Source organism: Qipengyuania pacifica (genome assembly GCF_019857205.1).
Classification (GTDB): Bacteria; Pseudomonadota; Alphaproteobacteria; order Sphingomonadales; family Sphingomonadaceae; genus Qipengyuania; species Qipengyuania pacifica.
Genome location: NZ_JAHWXO010000001.1, coordinates 128,543 through 145,600, shown reverse-complemented (window position 1 = coordinate 145,600; position 17,058 = coordinate 128,543). Strand labels below are relative to the sequence as shown.

Annotated in this window: 18 protein-coding genes; 11 read left to right on the top strand and 7 right to left on the bottom strand. The window is 62.5% G+C overall.

The window, feature by feature from the left end:
- The first annotated feature begins 60 nt into the window (after window positions 1-60).
- On the top strand, window positions 61-1,326 hold the full coding sequence (gene wecC / locus KYK83_RS00790) for a UDP-N-acetyl-D-mannosamine dehydrogenase (protein WP_283249897.1): 1,266 nt from the start codon (window positions 61-63) through the stop codon (window positions 1,324-1,326).
- A 9-nt stretch (window positions 1,327-1,335) separates the two neighbouring features.
- Here the strand turns inward: wecC and KYK83_RS17165 are convergent, their stop codons facing one another.
- Genes KYK83_RS17165 through KYK83_RS00770 form a run of 5 tightly spaced genes read right to left on the bottom strand, consistent with a single transcriptional unit; the run spans window position 1,336 to window position 4,562 of the window.
- A complete protein-coding gene (locus tag KYK83_RS17165) occupies window positions 1,336-1,506 on the bottom strand; it encodes a GFA family protein (RefSeq protein WP_248284175.1) in 171 nt (56 codons plus the stop codon).
- Window positions 1,507-1,536: 30 nt separating this feature from the next.
- Window positions 1,537-1,734 (bottom strand): GFA family protein, encoded by a 198-nt coding sequence (locus tag KYK83_RS17365; protein ID WP_283249896.1) that lies wholly within the window; start codon window positions 1,732-1,734, stop codon window positions 1,537-1,539.
- Window positions 1,735-1,782: 48 nt separating this feature from the next.
- Window positions 1,783-2,586, bottom strand: coding sequence for an enoyl-ACP reductase FabI (gene fabI, locus KYK83_RS00780; RefSeq protein WP_222826859.1), 804 nt, complete (start codon window positions 2,584-2,586; stop codon window positions 1,783-1,785).
- A complete protein-coding gene (locus KYK83_RS00775) occupies window positions 2,583-3,605 on the bottom strand; it encodes a YihY/virulence factor BrkB family protein (protein ID WP_103024683.1) in 1,023 nt (340 codons plus the stop codon). The genes fabI and KYK83_RS00775 overlap by 4 nt, the downstream gene beginning before the upstream one ends.
- Window positions 3,606-3,608: 3 nt before the next feature.
- The gene (locus KYK83_RS00770; protein WP_221596876.1) at window positions 3,609-4,562 is read right to left on the bottom strand and encodes a DnaJ C-terminal domain-containing protein; all 954 of its coding nucleotides are present in this window, start codon (window positions 4,560-4,562) and stop codon (window positions 3,609-3,611) included.
- Between the two features lie 191 nt (window positions 4,563-4,753).
- On the opposite strand from KYK83_RS00770, the gene pdxH reads away from it, so the two are divergent.
- The 3 genes from pdxH to KYK83_RS00755 are packed head-to-tail and all read left to right on the top strand — an operon-like array spanning window position 4,754 to window position 7,088.
- Window positions 4,754-5,362 carry a pyridoxamine 5'-phosphate oxidase gene (gene pdxH, locus KYK83_RS00765; RefSeq protein ID WP_196847309.1) on the top strand — a complete coding sequence of 203 codons (609 nt, stop codon included), beginning with the start codon at window positions 4,754-4,756 and terminating at the stop codon, window positions 5,360-5,362.
- A complete protein-coding gene (locus KYK83_RS00760) occupies window positions 5,359-6,294 on the top strand; it encodes a cation diffusion facilitator family transporter (protein WP_222826858.1) in 936 nt (311 codons plus the stop codon). Before pdxH ends, KYK83_RS00760 begins: the two co-directional genes overlap by 4 nt.
- Before the next feature lie 2 nt (window positions 6,295-6,296).
- Entirely contained in the window at window positions 6,297-7,088 is a 792-nt protein-coding gene (locus tag KYK83_RS00755) for a PhzF family phenazine biosynthesis protein (protein ID WP_221597429.1), read from the top strand.
- Here KYK83_RS00755 and KYK83_RS00750 read toward each other — a convergent pair.
- Window positions 7,085-8,215 (bottom strand): serine hydrolase domain-containing protein, encoded by a 1,131-nt coding sequence (locus KYK83_RS00750; RefSeq protein WP_222826857.1) that lies wholly within the window; start codon window positions 8,213-8,215, stop codon window positions 7,085-7,087. The genes KYK83_RS00755 and KYK83_RS00750 overlap by 4 nt on opposite strands.
- A 32-nt stretch (window positions 8,216-8,247) precedes the next feature.
- Here KYK83_RS00750 and KYK83_RS00745 point away from each other — a divergent pair, with 32 nt between their 5' ends.
- Window positions 8,248-8,592 (top strand): hypothetical protein, encoded by a 345-nt coding sequence (locus KYK83_RS00745; RefSeq protein ID WP_196847311.1) that lies wholly within the window; start codon window positions 8,248-8,250, stop codon window positions 8,590-8,592.
- Here the strand turns inward: KYK83_RS00745 and mnmA are convergent.
- Window positions 8,589-9,743, bottom strand: a complete 1,155-nt coding sequence (mnmA, locus tag KYK83_RS00740) for a tRNA 2-thiouridine(34) synthase MnmA (RefSeq protein WP_222826856.1) — start codon at window positions 9,741-9,743, stop codon at window positions 8,589-8,591. The two genes, KYK83_RS00745 and mnmA, sit on opposite strands and share 4 nt — an antisense overlap.
- A gap of 82 nt (window positions 9,744-9,825) precedes the next feature.
- On the opposite strand from mnmA, the gene KYK83_RS00735 reads away from it, so the two are divergent.
- The 6 genes from KYK83_RS00735 to KYK83_RS00710 all read left to right on the top strand — a co-directional run bounded on the left by KYK83_RS00735 (window position 9,826) and on the right by KYK83_RS00710 (window position 17,051).
- Window positions 9,826-10,140, top strand: a complete 315-nt coding sequence (locus KYK83_RS00735; protein WP_196847313.1) for a hypothetical protein — start codon at window positions 9,826-9,828, stop codon at window positions 10,138-10,140.
- Entirely contained in the window at window positions 10,137-10,436 is a 300-nt protein-coding gene (sciP, locus tag KYK83_RS00730; RefSeq protein ID WP_103024674.1) for a CtrA inhibitor SciP, read from the top strand. Before KYK83_RS00735 ends, sciP begins: the two co-directional genes overlap by 4 nt.
- 150 nt (window positions 10,437-10,586) lie before the next feature.
- Entirely contained in the window at window positions 10,587-10,850 is a 264-nt protein-coding gene (locus tag KYK83_RS00725; RefSeq protein WP_103024673.1) for a GlsB/YeaQ/YmgE family stress response membrane protein, read from the top strand.
- 239 nt (window positions 10,851-11,089) lie between these two features.
- Window positions 11,090-12,289, top strand: a complete 1,200-nt coding sequence (locus KYK83_RS00720) for an efflux RND transporter periplasmic adaptor subunit (protein WP_103024672.1) — start codon at window positions 11,090-11,092, stop codon at window positions 12,287-12,289.
- A 14-nt stretch (window positions 12,290-12,303) separates the two neighbouring features.
- Window positions 12,304-15,774: an efflux RND transporter permease subunit gene (locus KYK83_RS00715; RefSeq protein WP_222826855.1), complete on the top strand. Its 3,471-nt coding sequence runs from the start codon at window positions 12,304-12,306 to the stop codon at window positions 15,772-15,774.
- Between the two features lie 65 nt (window positions 15,775-15,839).
- Entirely contained in the window at window positions 15,840-17,051 is a 1,212-nt protein-coding gene (locus tag KYK83_RS00710; protein WP_222826854.1) for a DUF445 domain-containing protein, read from the top strand.
- Window positions 17,052-17,058: the final 7 nt, after the last annotated feature.

Sequence of the window (17,058 nt, the reverse complement as noted above, 5' to 3'; positions counted from 1 at the left end):
ACTGTTAAATTTACCACCCGACGCTAGGCATGCTCGGCAAAATTCAGGGATTGAAATACCATGCGTGGTGACATGAAGCCGGACGTCTGTGTGATCGGGCTGGGATATATTGGCCTGCCGACTGCTGCGGTCATCGCGCGTGCTGGTTGTCCGGTGCATGGTGTCGACGTGGCGCAAGGCGTCGTCGATACGATCAATCGGGGCGAAATTCACATTGAGGAAGTCGATCTGGATGGTCTGGTACAGGCCGTTGTCCAGCGTGGCCTGCTCAAGGCATCGATCGAAGTGGCGTCTGCCGACGTGTTCGTCATTGCGGTGCCCACGCCTTTCGCAAAGGACGGCAACCACACGCCTGATACGAGTTACGTCATGGCGGTGGCAAGAAAGGTCGCTCAAGTTCTTAAGCAGGGTGACACGGTTATTCTCGAATCGACGTCGCCCGTCGGCACGACCGAAGCGGTGCGCGATGCGATCGCCGCAGTGCGCCCCGACCTGGCCATGCCGGGAATAGCAGAAGGTCGCCCCGACATCAGCATCGCCTATTGTCCGGAACGGGTGCTGCCGGGCAAAATTTTGGAAGAACTGACGCATAACGATCGGTCGATCGGCGGAATTACGCCTCGCTGCGCACGGAAGGCGCTCGCCTTCTACAAACGGTTCGTGAAAGGCGAATGCGTCACGACGGATGCGCGCTCTGCCGAAATGACCAAGCTGGTCGAAAATGCCTTTCGCGACGTCAATATCGCCTTCGCTAACGAGCTTTCCATGATCGCCGACCGGCAGGGGCTCGATGTTTGGGAGGTGATACGTCTCGCCAATCGGCATCCGCGAGTTAATATTCTTACGCCCGGACCAGGCGTGGGTGGTCATTGCATCGCCGTGGATCCGTGGTTCATCGTTCACGGCGCGCCCGAGGAAGCGCGGATTATTCGCCAGGCTCGCGAAACGAACGACATGAAGATGCATCATGTGCTTGCCCGTGCAAGAGCACTGGCCGAAGCCAATCCGAGTGAGAAAATTGCCTGTTTGGGCCTCGCCTTCAAGGCGAACATCGATGATTTCCGTGAAAGCCCCGCGCGTTACGTGGCGGCATCCCTTGCACGCGAATATGGGGACAGGGTGTGCGTTGTGGAACCTTATGCAGGCGAACTACCGCAGGAATTTGCCGGCACGAACGCGGAACTGGTCGATATCGACACCGCGCTCGAGGAGTGCGGCGTACTCATTGCTCTCGTCGACCACGACGTGTTCAAGGTGATACCCGCCGAGGAACGGCAGGGCAGGATCATTTATGACACGCGCGGGATATGGCCTGACGTGGCCTGATCGCGGGATTTACGGGCCCGGGTACCGTTCGAACTGGGGCATGGCCGCGAGATCGGACATGTAATCGAGGCGTTCGGCCGTCTGGATCTGCGCTGCCGGGGGATGAGCCTGCGCGTCATCGAGGGTAGCGGACTGGATGTCCACGATACCCGGCAGCATCTGTTCGTTGATGAAATACATACCGGTGCCGCATTGGCCGCAAAAGTGCCGCTAGGAGGCCCCGGACGAGTTGTAGGAAACTGCTTTCCCCTTGATTACATTGAATTTTTCGGCAGGAAAGGCCATCCAGGCTGTTGCCGGAGCACCGGACGAGGCGCGGCAATCCCTGCAATGACACAGCGCATGATGCGCCGGATCGCCCGACACCCGATATCGTACTTCACCGCACTGGCATCCACCTTCGAGCATCGCACGTCCTCCTCCGAGTCGAGGCAGAACATACGATGAACGAAAATATCAGACAAGCCCGATGTCGGGCGCGTCTTCCTGCTTCATGCCGACGACATGGTAACCGGCATCGACGTGATGGGTTTCGCCGGTGACGCCCGAGGAAAGATCGGACAGGAAATAGAGGCCGGATCCGCCGACATCGTCGATCGTGACATTGCGGCGCAGCGGCGAGTTGAGTTCGTTCCACTTGAGGATGTAGCGGAAGTCGCCGATGCCGCTGGCGGCCAGCGTCTTGATCGGCCCGGCGCTGATCGCGTTAACGCGAATGTTCTGCGGACCCAGGTCGTTGGCGAGATATTTCACCGACGTTTCCAGGGCGGCCTTGGCGACACCCATGACGTTGTAATGCGGGATGACCTTTTCCGCGCCGTAATAGGTCAGGGTAAGGATCGAGCCGCCATCGGGCATCATGGCCGCAGCCCGCTGCGCGACCGCGACGAGCGAATAGGCCGAAATGTTCATCGTCATCAGGAAGTTGTCGAGACTGGTGTCGACATATTTCCCGCGCAGTTCGCTCTTGTCCGAAAAACCGATGGCATGAACGACGAAGTCGATCGTGTCCCAGCGCGATCTGAGCGTGTCGAACGCCGTGTCGAGCGCGGCCATGTCCGACACGTCGCATTCGATGAGGAAATCACTGCCGAGCTGTTCGGCAAGGGGGCCCACGCGCTTCTTCAACGCGTCACCCTGATAGGAAAACGCCAGTTCGGCGCCGTGTTCGCGCAATTGCTTCGCTATTCCCCAGGCCAGCGATTTGTCATTGGCCAATCCCATGATCAGCCCACGCTTTCCTGTCATCAACCCGCTCATTCGGCGTGCTCCTCTTCTTGCATTTCACGGGCCAGAGAAGCCCGGCGGCGTTCGTCTTCCCGCCCGATAAAGTTCATTTCTTCCTCGGGCGTTTCGGCCAAGGCGGCGTTCAGTTCGGCGCCGATAACCACACCCAGCCCGACAAGCCAGAAAAAGAACAGCGCAATCATTACCCCTGCAAGCCCGCCATAGGTCAGGTCGTAGGAGAAGAAGTTGCGCAGCACCGCGGGCATCAAGGTCGTTACGGCGATCCACCACAAAGTGGTGAGCAGGACGCCGGGCCATTTGGGATAGCGCTTGCGCCGGTATTTCGACGGCGTGAGCGAATAGAAGATGAGGTAGAGCGAGCCAAACAGTCCGAGCGCTGGCACGATACGCGACAGGCGCAGATCCGACACACGATCAACGAGCTGCGGGAAATAGGCTTCGATCACTTCCTGCGCGGTACCGATGAGGAACTGCGCGATGAGGCTGAGCATCAGCAGGAATACCGCGCCGAGAATCACACCCGAAGAAAGCAGGCGATATTTCCAGAAGGCATGTTCGGCATGGGTGCCGTAGGCACGGCGCAGAATATCGCGGATCGTCTCGATCAGGCTGCCCACCGTCCACAGGCCGACCAGCCCGCCGACCCACAAAAGCCAGCCGCTGCGCGCTTCGATCGCGTCGCGGGCGACAGGTTCGATGACATTGCCGACCACGGGCGGCATGGCGCTGAGGACGGCATTGATCGTGGCCGCGCGTTCGGCTTCTTCACCGAAGGCCGAAAAGACCGCCGCCCCCAGGATGAAGAAGGGGAAAATGGCGAGCATCGAGAGGTAGGCGAGGTTGCCCGCGTGGATGAAGCCATCATTATAGGTGCCGACGAGCGTACGCTTTGCCACTTCCCATGCGCGCGTGCCGGGCCCGACCTGATCTTCCAGACGATCGCGCAGGTGGCGTGCGTCCTTGCGCCGCTGTTCGGGCGACAGCGAACGAACCTCGCGGTCCTGATCTTCTACCAAGTCCTGCTGCGACAAAAACTAAATCCCGAGCTTGCTGCGCGGATCCCCATCGTCCTTCCACCCATCGAGCCGCTTGGCAAGTTCCGCGAGATCGGCGGGAAGGTGGATTTCGAGCGTCACGAGCTGATCGCCCCGGCTTCCGTTCTTGCGGGTAAAGCCCTTGCCCTTCAGGCGCAGCACGGTGCCGCTGTCGGTGCCGGCCTTGATGGTCATCATGACCGGGCCATCGACCGTGGGCACCCGGACCTTGCCGCCGTTCACTGCCTCGTCGAGCGTGATCGGCAGATCGAGCCGCACATCGTCGCCTTCGCGCCGATATACCTTGTGCCGGTCGATCGCGATGGTGACGAGGCCATCGCCCGCGCCGCCGGGACCCTGCTGACCCTTGCCCTTGAGGCGCATCTGCGTGCCGTCTTCGACACCCTTGGGCAGCTTGAGATCGATCGTCTTGCCGTCTGCCAGCGTAATGCGCTGATCTTTCAGCGTCGCTGCATCGGTAAAGGGGACGCGCAGCTTGTAGCCGATATCCGCGCCCTTCTGGGGTGGCTGACGGCGCTGCTGCTGGGCGCCGCCGAATGGTCCGCCTGCGCCGCCGCGCGGTCCACGCCCGCCGAACAGGCCTTCGAAGATGTCGCCCAGATCGACTTCTTCACCGCCGAACCCCTGGAAATCTTCCGTCCGGTATCCGCGCTGACCGCCATTGGGGCGAAATCCGCCACCGCCGCCCATTCCCGCAAAGGGATTGGCCGGGTTGCCATCGCCATCGATTTCGCCGCGATCGAATTGCGCGCGCTTGTCCTTGTCGGACAGCAGATCATAGGCGTTGGTCACCTGACTGAAGCGTTCGGCCGCATTGGGATTATCCTTGTTGCGGTCGGGATGCAGTTCCTTGGCGAGCGTGCGATACGCGCTCTTGATGTCTTTTTCGGACGCGTTACGCGCTATGCCAAGTGTGGAGTAGGGATCGGCCATGGTGTGTTAGCTAATTGCTACGCCATGCGCATGCAAGCGCGCGTGGTTTCCTGCAGAACATATTGGCGATAGAGAACATCCCATGGTCGATGGCTATTTCCTGTATATAGGCCCTGTCGGGCAAAAACGGGCTCCGGTGAATTTTGCTCCTGAACCCAGTTCCAACTTCTTCCCAGTGTAGGAAACGTCCGATGCAGAACGACACCAGCGCCATTCCGCAGAGCGATCCGTTCATGCTGTTCGAAGTGTGGTTTGCCGAGGCGAAGGAAAGCGAGCCCAACGATTCCAACGCCATGGCACTGGCCACCGCATCGCCCGACGGATTCCCGTCCGTGCGCATGGTGCTGCTGAAAGATCATGGCAGCGACGGCTTCGTATTCTATACCAATGCCGAAAGCCGCAAGGGTGAGCAGATCCGCGCCAATATGCGCGCGGCCCTGCTGTTTCACTGGAAAAGCCTGCGCAGGCAGATCCGGATAGAAGGCCCGCTGGAGGAAGTCAGCGCGGAGATGGCCGACGCCTATTTCCATTCGCGCGCCCGGGTCTCGCAAATCGGTTCCGCTGCCAGCGACCAGTCCCGCCCGCTGCCGGATCGCCAAGTCTATCTCGACCGGGTGGCCGCTCTGGAAGAACATTATCCCGAAGGCAATTTGCCGCGCCCACAACACTGGACGGGCTTCCGGCTCAGTCCACGCCGGATGGAATTCTGGCAGGATCGCGAATTCCGCCTTCACGACCGGCGACTGTTCTCGCGCGATAGCGCGGAAGAAGCGTGGTCCAACACGCTGCTTTATCCATGACGGCGCCCACCGCCAAACTCGCCCGTTCCGCGGCGATGGCGTCCATCACCGTGGCGGTGATACTGGTCGCGCTGAAGACCTGGGCCAGTTGGCGCACCGGATCGACGGCCATGCTCGGCAGTCTGGCCGATTCGGCACTCGACCTGATCGCCAGCCTCGCCACGCTGACCGGCGTATGGGTCGCCTCCATGCCCGCCGACGAGGACCATCGGTTCGGTCATGGCAAGGCGGAGGCGCTGGCGGCGATCTTCCAGGTCATGCTGATTGCGCTTTCCGCATTCGGGATCGCGGTGCGCGCCATCATGCAGCTTGCCGGGCAGCACCAGACCGCTGCTGCAGGGGACGGTATCGCCGTATCGGTGATTGCCATTGCGCTTACCCTGGCCCTGCTCGGCTGGCAGCGTTATGTGATGAGCCGGACGCGCAGCCTGGCGATCCAGACCGATCACCTGCATTACAAGTCCGACCTGCTGCTGAACCTGTCGGTGATCGCAGCCCTGATGCTGGATCAGTATGCGGGCCTGGGCCTGGCCGATCCGCTGTTCGGCCTCGCCATTGCCGCCTGGCTCGCCTTTGGGGCGTGGCGCGGCGCGAGCGAGGCGGTGGATGCGCTGATGGACCGCGAATGGCCCGAATCGCGCCGGATCGCCTTCGTCGAGGCGGCGGCCAGGCATCCCGAGCTTTCCAACCTGCATGACCTGCGTACACGGACCAGCGGCAACCGCGATTTCGTCCAGTTCCATGTCGACCTGCCGCCGGCAATGACGATCGAGCAGGCGCACGCGATCATCGAACGGGTCGAAGAGGATTTGTGCGGACAGTTTCCGGGCATGGAACTGCTCATCCATATCGACCCGGAAGGCCATGTGGACAAGCCCGGCAATCCGCTGGTCGAGGATGACGAATTCGCCAAGCTGGAGAAAGATGCGTGAGTTTGAAGCTGCCCTATTTCCATGTCGATGCCTTTGCCGAGCGCCCCTTTACGGGCAATCAGGCTGCGGTGATGCCGCTGGAGCGCTGGCTGGACGATGCGACACTGCTGGCCATCGCCGAAGAGAACAATTTCGCCGAGACCGCATTCGTCGTGCGCGATGCGAGCGGCGAGGCTGACTGGGAACTGCGCTGGTTCACCCCGACGGAAGAAGTACGCCTGTGCGGCCATGCGACGCTTGCCAGCGGACATGCGCTGCTGATGCGCGATGGCGGCGATAAAGTGACGTTCCGTACGCGCCGGGCAGGGCTGCTCGCGGTAACCCGCGGGGCTGCCGGATATGAGCTGGCGCTACCGTTGATCCCGACCGAGCCGGACGCCTGGGCGCAGGCGGTAGACCTGTTGCGCGCGAAGCCGCAGGACGTCTGGCTAAGTCCCGATCGGTACGGCATCTATCTGTTCGAAAACGAGGAACAGGTGCGTGCGCTGGACCCCGATCTGCGCGGTCTGGCCGCGCTGGGGAACGACCAGTTCATCTGCACGGCGCCGGGGCTGGAAACCGATGTGGTGAGCCGGGTCTTCGTGCCGGGCGGCGGCGTGGATGAAGACAGCTTCACCGGGTCGGCCCACGCCGCGCTGACCTATTTCTGGACCGAGCGGCTGGGGCGGAACAGCTTCACCGCGTTCCAGGCATCGAAACGTGGCGGGCATGCCGTTTGCCGCCGGGATGGGGACCGGGCGATCCTGTCCGGATCCTGCATCACCGTGGTCGAAGGCAGTTTCGTCCTGCCCTAGCTTGCAGGATAGAGTTCGATCACGTCGGCCAGCTGCTGGAGCATGGCCTTGCGTTCTTCGGCGTTGGAATGGCCGAGCCGTACGACGGTGAGTTTCTGCGACGGCGAGACGAAGACATACTGACCCATGTGACCGATCAGCGAGAAGGCGCTGTGGGGAGCGCGGTCGGGAAAGAGCGGGTGTTCCTCGCCTTCGGAAAGGGGGCGGTTGAGCCAGGTCTGGAGCCCGTATTGCGGGCTGCGCGGGCTGGGTTCGACCATTTCGTCCACCCACTGGCGCGGGACGAGCTGCTCGCCGCGATAGGATCCCTTGTTGCGCAATAACTCCCCGAATTTCGCCCAGTCGCGCGCAGTCGCATGGATCAGACTGCCGCCGATCAGCGTTCCCGCACGGTCGAATTCGGGCACGGCGCTGGTCATGCCGAGCGGTTCGAACAATCGCGCCTTGAGATAGTCGGCCACCGCCTTGCGGCGCACGTCGGGATCCTTGCTGTCGGTGAGGGCGCGGGCCGCGATCGCGGCGAGAATCACGGTGGTGTTGGAGGAATATTCGAATTTTTCGCCGGGTTCCGCCTCCAGCGGCTGGGCGGTGGCGTAATCGGCCATGTCGTCGCGCCCGTCGAGGAACAGCATGCGCACTTCGCCGCTTTGCCACGGCGGATCGCCGGCTTCGGTGTGTTCGAGGCCGCTGCGCATCTGGAGCAGATGGCGCAGGGTAATCTCGGCACGCGGATCGCCGGTGCGCTGCCAGCGCGGGACCGGGGCGGGGGCATCGAGCCGCAGCTGCCCGTCCGCCACCAGCATGCCGATCATCACGGCGGTGACCGTCTTGGCCATCGACCAGCTGACGAAGCGCGTATCCTTGTCATAGCCCGGGGCGTAGCGTTCCAGCGCCAGCTTGCCGCCATGATAGACCACCAGCGCGCGCGTTTCGCCGAGCCCGTCCAGCGTGAACAATTCGTCCGCCGCGCGGGCGAGGGCCTTGGTCGGGGCGCCGGGATCCTTGCTCACCGCGGCCAGAGCCTCTTCGCTCAGCGGGGGTTCTTCGACCGGACCCGGCGAGCCGCAGGAGACGAGGCTTGAGGTGGCGAGGGCAAGCGCGATAAGGGGGGCGAAACGCAGGGTCATGGCCCGGCGTCACTCGCACGAAGGAATCCCGCTTGGCAACGGCCAAAACACACTCCCGCAACCCGCGCCGCTGGCTGTGGCTGATCCTGCTGGTCGCCGCGCTGCTGGGCGCTGCCTGGCTGGCGTGGGGCGATGGCCTGCGCAAGACGGGCGCCACCGGATCGGCCTATGCCGCGCGGGTCGCCTGTTCGTGCCGCTTCGTGGCCGGACGCAGCCTGGACGATTGCGCCAAGGACAAGCTGGACGGCATGGAACTGATCTCGCTGAGCGAGGATGCCGAAGCGAAAAGCGTTACGGCGTCCATCCCGCTCATCGCGTCCGACACCGCCACATACCGCGAAGGCTATGGCTGCCTGTTGCAGGAGTGGCAGGACTAGGCCGCGACCTGCTTGGTCGAATCGATCCAGCCGCCACCGACGACCCTGTCGCCGGCATAGATCACCGCCGCCTGGCCCGGGGCCACGCCGAATTCGGGCTGGGCGAAGCGTATCGCCACGGGCTGTCCGTCGCCCAGCGAACCGTCGAGCACGATCGGCACCGGCTTGGCGAGACTGCGGACCTTGGCCGTCAGCGGCACGTCGGGAAGCGGGCCGATGCGATTGGTCTCGATGATATGCGCTTCGGCCACCGCCAGCATGCGCTTGGGGCCGACCTTCACCTGCGCTTCGGCGGCGTCGATGCCAACGACATAAAGGGGTTCGGGCTGGCCGCCGATTTCGAGACCCCGGCGCTGGCCGACCGTGTAATGGATGACGCCCTTGTGTTCGCCCAGGGTTTCGCCCGTGGCGGCATGGACGATCGCGCCCGGCCGTGCGCCTTCGGGCCGCATCTTCTTGACGATCTTGGCGTAATCGCCGTCGGGCACGAAGCAGATGTCCTGGCTGTCGGGCTTGGCTGCATTGCGCAGACCCGCCCCTTCGGCAAGATCGCGAACATCGGTCTTGGGCATGCCGCCAAGCGGGAAGCGCAGGAAGTCGAGCTGGTCGTCGGTCGTGGCGTAAAGGAAATAGGACTGGTCGCGCGCAGGATCGGCCGCGCGGTGCAATTCGGCCCCGGCCGGACCGATGACTCGCCGGACATAATGGCCCGTCGCAAGACAGTCCGCCCCCAGTTCGCGCGCCATGTCGAGCAGATCAGTGAATTTGGGGCCCATGTTGCACCTGATGCAGGGGACCGGCGTGCGGCCGGCGAGGTAATCGTCCGCGAAGGTTTCCACCACGTCTTCGCGAAAGGCGCTTTCGTGATCATGCACGTAATGCGCGATGCCGAGACGTTCGGCGACCGCGCGCGCATCGCGAATGTCGTCCCCGGCGCAGCAGGCACCCTTGCGCCCGGTGGCCGCGCCGTAGTCGTAGAGCTGCAGCGTGATGCCGATGACTTCGGCCCCGGTGCGCGCGGCCAGCGCTGCCACGACGGAACTGTCCACGCCGCCCGACATGGCGACGACGATACGGCATTCGGAAGCCGGCCGCGGCAGGTCGAACAGTGCAGCGGCCTGGTCCGGCGATAGGGTTTCGGTTGCGTGCATTGCCGCCCCATACACGGCTTGCGCGCCTGCCACCAGTAGGACCCCGTAAGGCCCACAATCATGGTTTCACGGATCGTTTACCATGGCGCGCTATCCATCCTGCATGTTCGAGGGGCACATCAACAGGGCGCAGGTCCAGGATCAGCGTGAAACTACGGTTTTGCGGCAGTTCCGCTGGACCGATCTGGTCGCAAAACTCGCCGCGACTCGCGATTTGCGAGACGAATTGGGCAAGGTCGACGGCGGCTTCAACGCATTCGGCGAAGCTCGCCGCGAGGTCGGCGAGGAAAGTAAACCGGCGTTTAACCATGAAGATTTAAGCCATGGCAAACCCACCGGGTTAAGTGCTGCGGATGCCGCAAGCGATGCGGTGCACGGCGATAGAGAGAACAAATGATCGAAAACCAGGACATCCGCCCTGCACAAGTTATCGGCCCGCTCGGGGAGCCGCTGACCGTTGACGACTTGCCTTCACCCAAGACGAAGCGCTGGGTCGTGCGCCGCAAGGCGGAGGTCGTGGCTGCCGTGAACGGCGGTCTGCTGACCATCGATGAAGTGCTCGAACGCTATTCGCTCAGCCTCGAGGAATTCGCGTCATGGCAACGGTCGGTCGACCGTTCGGGCATGCAGGGTCTGCGGGTAACGCGCATCCAGCATTATCGCGACCTCTACGAGCGTCAGCTGAAATATTGATCCCGGCCGGTTCCCCGGGATCGCTCCGCGGGAACCAAACACCCATCCACACGCTCATCTTGCATTCCTGCACCCAACGCAGGGAACCGTATGACACGACGGTCCGTTGAAGGACCAAAGGGTTTGACGGGGTAAACAGGAGGAATTGTAATGGGTTGGATTATCGCAATCATCGTCGGCGGTATCATCGGCTGGCTCGCAAGCCTTGTGATGAACCGTGATGCCTCGATGGGCATCTTCTGGAATATCATCGTTGGCATCGTCGGGTCGTTCATCGGCGGCTTCATCGGCTCGCTCATCGGCATCGGCGCGACGCTGACCGAATTCAGCGTACCGGGCCTCCTGATGTCGCTGCTGGGCGCTATCGTGCTTCTCGGCATCGCCAATATGGTTCAGCGCGGACGCGTCCGCTAAGCCGAACGATACACTTATTCCGCGAAGGGCGGGGCGCTGCCAGGCGCTCCGCCCTTTTCGTGTCTGCTCCCCGTTGTGGTTTGACGGTGACATTCGTCAAGCCATGCATGCCATCGGTCGAACCCTAGATTGCCCTAATCATGACCCGGGTATATCGCCCGGATTGCGAAAATCTTGCGCTAAGTGATATAGGCATGTAATACACCGCATATCCGTGGCGCTACTGGGGCAGGGAAAAGATGAACTACGAATCTGGAGTGATGGCTGAAAAGGGCGAGCCGATTGCGGTCGAACTCGACCGTGAGTCCGCCGAATTCGAAGGGTCCGCGCGCAAGAAGCGCCGGATCATCATCATTGCTGCTCTGCTCGTTCTTGCCGTGGCGATCGTGGCGTTCTTCGTCCTGCGCGGCGCGGGCACGACGACGCCGGCGGGTGACGAAAATGCACAGGCGCCGACCGTGACCGTGATCACCCCCGGCCGGACGACGGTCGATGGCGAAATCACAGCCACGGGTACTTTGTCTGCGCGCCGCGAAATGCCTGTGGGCGTTGTCGGTGAAGGCGGCCGCGTCGTGTCCGTTCCGGTGGAAGCCGGCGACTGGGTCCGCAAGGGACAGGTGCTCGCGAGCATCGACCAGTCCGTACAATCTCAGCAGGTCCAGAGCGCCGCGGCCAATATCCAGGTGGCCCAGGCCGATGCAAATCTGGCGCAGGCCAATCTCGACCGTGCGCTCCAGCTGGTCGATCGCGGCTTCGTTTCGAAGGCAGATGTCGATCGTCTGACGGCCACACGCGATGCTGCGGTCGCCCGCGTCCGCGTGGCGCAGGCACAGCTCGGCGAATTGCGCGCCCGCAACGCCCGCCTCAATATCGTCGCACCCGATTCCGGCTATGTCTTGGAGCGCAGTGTCGAAACCGGCCAGACGGTCAGCGCAGGGGCTGCCCCCCTGTTCCGCATCGCGCGCGGCGGCGAAATGGAAATGCTGGCTCGTCTGAACGAAGATGCTCTCAGTTCCATCTCCGTCGGAACGAGGGCGCAGATCCGCCCTGTCGGCACCAACCAGCTTTATACCGGTCAGGTCTGGCAGCTTTCGCCCACGATTAGCCCTGAAGACAGGCAAGGCACTGTGCGCATAGCGCTGTCTTACGCTCCCGGGCTTCGGCCGGGTGGATTTGCTACCGCGACCATCTCCAGCGGCACCGTCGTTGCCCCGATCCTGCCGGAAAGCGCCGTCTTGTCCGATCGCGAGGGGCCATACGTCCTGATCGTCAATGCCGAAAACAAAGCGGAGCGTCGTCCGGTCACGACCGGTACGGTTACTTCGAAGGGCATCGTGATTACCGACGGTCTTACGGGCAGTGAAAAAGTCGTGCTGCGTGCCGGTGGGTTCCTGACCGAAGGCGAAACCGTGAAGACGCGCGCGGCCGAGGCCGAGTGAGCGGAGACAAGTAGATGAGCTTCCGGAACATTTCTGCCTGGTCGATCCGCAATCCTGTCATTCCGCTGGTCGCGTTCACCGCCCTCCTGCTTGCGGGACTGATCAGCTTTGCCCGCATGGATGTGGTCAACAATCCGGACATCGAATTTCCGGCGGTCAGCGTATCGATTTCCCAACCCGGCGCGGCACCGACCGAAATCGAAAACCAGATTACGCAACTGGTCGAATCCGCCGTTCGCTCGATCAACGGGGTCAATTCGATCAATTCGACGGCGAGCGAGGGTAATTCCAATACTTTTATCGAGTTCGAGATCGGTACGGACCCGAACGACGCCGTTGCCGAGGTTAAGAACGCGGTCGACCAGATCCGCGGGTCCCTGCCTGACGGGATTATTGAACCGCGCGTAACCAAACAGGAAGTCTCCGGCGGCTTCCTGGCGATCTATGCCGTCGAAGCGGACGACATGACGATCGAAGGCTTGAGCTGGTTCATCGACGATAATGTCGCCAAGCAACTCCTGAGCATCGAAGGCATGGCGGAAGTCAGCCGGTTCGGTGGAGTGGATCGCGAGATAGAAGTCATCCTCGACCTGCCTAAGATGCAGGCGTTGGGTGTTACCGCGAGCCAGATCAACGGAGTGCTGCGGCAAAGCAATATCGACGCCGCTGGTGGCGCGACCGAAGTCGGCGGCACCAAGCAGTCGGTTCGCGTACTCGGCAATAGCGAAGACGCCTATGCGCTGAGCCAGCGCCAGATTCAGCTGGGTGGCGGCCGCACCGTCAAGCTCGCCGATGTCGCCAAGGTGCGCGACGGATATTCCGAACGGACGTCGATCAGCAAGGTCGGGGACAAGGAAGTCGTCAATTTCGCCATGAGCCGCGCCAAGGGCGCTTCGGACGTCACCGTCTATGAAGACGCTCTCGAAAAGATCAAGGAGATCGAAGCCGAAAATCCGGGTGTGAAGTTCATCCCGCTGTTCAACACGGTAAAATACACCAAGGAACAGTACGAAAGCGCCATGGCCGCCATGATCGAGGGCGCCATCCTCGCCGTGGTAGTGGTGTTCTTCTTCCTGCGTGACTGGCGTGCAACGGCGATTTCCGCCGTCGCCATTCCGTTGTCGGCTATCCCGACATTCTGGTTCATGGACCTGCTCGGGTTCAATCTGAACCAATTGTCCCTTCTCGCCCTGGCCCTGGTGGCAGGGGTGCTGGTGGACGATGCGATCGTCGAGATCGAAAACATCGTCAGACACATGCGCATGGGCAAGACGGCCTATCAGGCATCGATCGATGCTGCCGATGAAATCGGCCTGCCGGTGGTCGCCACCAGCTTCTGCATCGTTGCGGTCTTCTTCCCGGTGGGCGCCATGCCCGGTATTTCGGGCCAGTTCTTCAAGAATTTCGGCTTCACCGTCGTCGTCGCCGTGCTCATGTCGCTGGCGGTCGCACGTATGATCACGCCGATGCTCGCGGCCTATTTCCTCAAGGCGCATGGCGAAGCCGCGCACGGTGAAGGTCCGTTGATGGACCGCTATATGGACGTGCTGCGGTGGTCGCTCGATCGGGGCAAGATGTATGCTGCGCGCGAAGGGCTGGAAGGGCCGCGCCATCGCTGGCTCTACGTTCTGTCCCTGTTGCTGGTCGTGCTGCTCGCCCTGGCCGTTTCCGCTGGTGTCACGATGACGGTCTCGGGATTTTTGCAGGGGTTTGGCATTTCGGCAATGATCGCTGGCCCCAATGCCAGCCTGCCTGCTGAGATCCTTTCAAAATTTGTCGGCGTGATCCAGCTGGCGCTGGCCCTCGCTGCCGGACTGCTGGCCACACTGGCCGCCTTCGCAATCCTGGGTTTCATTGTCCGGCGTTTCGGCGATCACATGGCGCAGGTGTGGCAATATCTCCGTGCCCGCTTCCTTGATCACCGGGTGTGGATGCTGGGTGTCGGCTATTTCGCGCTGCTGCTGACCATCCTGCTGTTCGGCATCGTGCCTTCACAGTTCCAGCCGAATATCGACGATGACAATAGCCGGATCGAAATCGAGATGGTCCCGGGGACCACTCTCGAGACGACCGAACGGGTAGCCGATCAAGTCGCAGCGATCCTCTATCAGCAGCAGGAAGTCGACCGGGCGCTTGAACGCGTGCGCGAAGGGCAGGCGACGATTTACATCACGCTGCGCCCCGACCGTGAGCGTACCTCCATTCAATTTGAGCGTGCCCTAGCCCCGACCTTTGCGCAGATCGCGGATGCGCGCGTCCGGTTCGCGTCGCAATCGGGTGGGTTCGGGTCTGGCCGCGATATGACCGTCATGCTTGCCGGGTCGGATCCAGAACTTCTCAACGAAACCGCTGCCAAGCTGGTCGAACAGATGAAGGGCATCGACATGCTGGTCGCGCCGCGCATCAGCGCGGACATCAACCGCCCCGAATTGATCATCACCCCGCGCGAGAATATTGCCGCGGAACTCGGTGTGACAACCGTCGCGCTGAGCCAGACGATCCGCATCGCGACCATGGGTGAGATCGAACAGAATGCCGCCAAGTTCTCGCTCTCCGATCGCCAGATTCCCATCCGGGTCAAGCTGCCGGAGCAATCGCGAGAAGACCTGACCACCATCCGTAATCTGCCGGTCCAGACCGCCAGCGGCGGGTCGGTGCCGCTATCCCGCGTTGCTGACATTACCTTCGGTTCGGGTCCGACCACGATCCAGCGTTACAACCAGAACCGCCGCGTTCTTGTCGGCGCCGATCTGGCGCAGGGCGTGGTGACGGGCGAAGCGCAGGCGAAGATCGATGCCTTGCCGATCCTGCAGGATCTCCCGCAGGGGGTGAATCGCGACGTCGTCGGTCAGGATGAATGGCAGGCCGAGCTCATGACCAGCCTGACAATCGCAATCGCATCGGGTGTCCTGCTGGTGTTTGCCGTCCTAGTGCTGCTCTACAAGCGCCTGATGAGCCCGCTGGTCAACATGACCAGTCTCGCTCTGGCTCCCCTCGGCGGCATTCTGCTGGTGTGGCTGTTCGGCCAGCCGCAATCGATGCCGGTCTACATCGGCATCCTGCTGTTGCTGGGTATCGTCTCGAAGAACTCGATCCTGCTGATCGACTTCGCCATCGAGGAAATGGACAAGGGCACGCGCAAGCTGCACGCCATCATCGATGCCGGGCACAAGCGTGCACAGCCGATCGTCATGACGACGGTCGCGATGACGGCCGGCATGGTGCCGACAGCCCTGTCGGGCGTGTTCGGCGGAGGCGACGGGGCATGGCGTGCGCCGATGGGTACCGTGGTGATCGGCGGACTGATCCTGTCGACGATGCTTACGCTGCTTATCGTGCCGGCAGGGTTCAGCCTTGCCGACGGCTTCGAAAAGCGGGTCGGCCCATGGCTGCGCACCCGCATGCTGACCTACAAGGAAGGCGATGATACGCGCGGGATCGTGCGGAACGGCTCGCAAGAGCCGGGGGTCGAACCCGCGGAGTGAAGGGCCGCTCGCCAGCGGGTCTGCCTTCCGGAGACCCTCCCATCGCGGCAGACCGTGCGCGCACCATGCGGCGCACGGCAACCGGGCTCATCGTGCTGATGGCCGCGCTGTTCCTGTGGTCCGGTCGCTTTCTCGAGGCGCATCCGGCCTGGGGCTATCTCCACGCCTTTGCCGAAGCGGCCATGGTCGGCGGCCTCGCCGACTGGTTCGCCGTGACCGCGCTGTTTCGCCGCCCTCTCGGCCTGCCGATACCGCATACGGCGATCATTCCGGAGAACAAGGACCGCATCGCCGACACGATGGCCGGCTTCCTGCGCGAAAACTTTCTGACGCCAGCCGTTGTCGGCCGGCGGATGGGCTCGATGAACCTGGCACACGCCGTCGGCAGTTACCTGGCAGATCCCGGGGCGATGAAGGATTCGCGTATCCGTTCGGGGGCGGGGGAACTTGCCGTCGAAGTACTCGAATCGCTCGATCCGGAACGGCTCGGCACACAGGTCCGCAGCGGGATAAAGACCCAGCTCGGCAAGCTCGAAGTGGCACCGTTACTGGGCGGCATGCTCGACGCGATGATCGCCGACGGGCGCCACAAGCCGCTGATCGACAAGATCATCCGCTGGGCCGGGCTGGTGCTCGAAGACAACGAAACGATGGTGCGCGACATGGTGCACAAGCGCGCCAACGCCGTACTGCGGTTCACCGGCCTCGACGAACGGCTCGCCAATTCTGTGCTCGACGGGCTCTACAAGCTCCTGGCGGAGGTTCTGGTCGATCCCGAGCATCCTCTGCGCAGCAAGGTGGAGGAAGGCCTGCACGAGCTGGCCAGGGGCCTGCGCGAAGATCCGGAGATGCGGGACCGTGTCGAGCGGATGAAGAACGAACTGCTCGACAATCCTGCCATCGGCGAATGGTGGCAGGGTGTGTGGGAAAGGCTGCGGGCCAATCTGATCACGTCGATCCGCAATTCCAATGGACCGGGCGGTGGCTATCTCGGTGAGACGCTGGGCGAACTGGGCGCCGCCCTGCGCGACGATGCGCGGCTGCAACGCCAGGTCAACCGCTTCGCCCGCCGTACCGCGGTCGGCGTCGCAACCCGCTATGGCGACCAGATCGTGCGGCTGGTATCGGAAACCGTCCGCCGCTGGGACGCCCGGACGATCACCGACCGGGTCGAGGGCGCCGTGGGCCGCGACCTCCAGTTCATCCGCATAAACGGTACGATGGTGGGCGGCTTGGTAGGGCTCACCATCCATACCGTCGACATGTACGTCATTTAGGGACGTA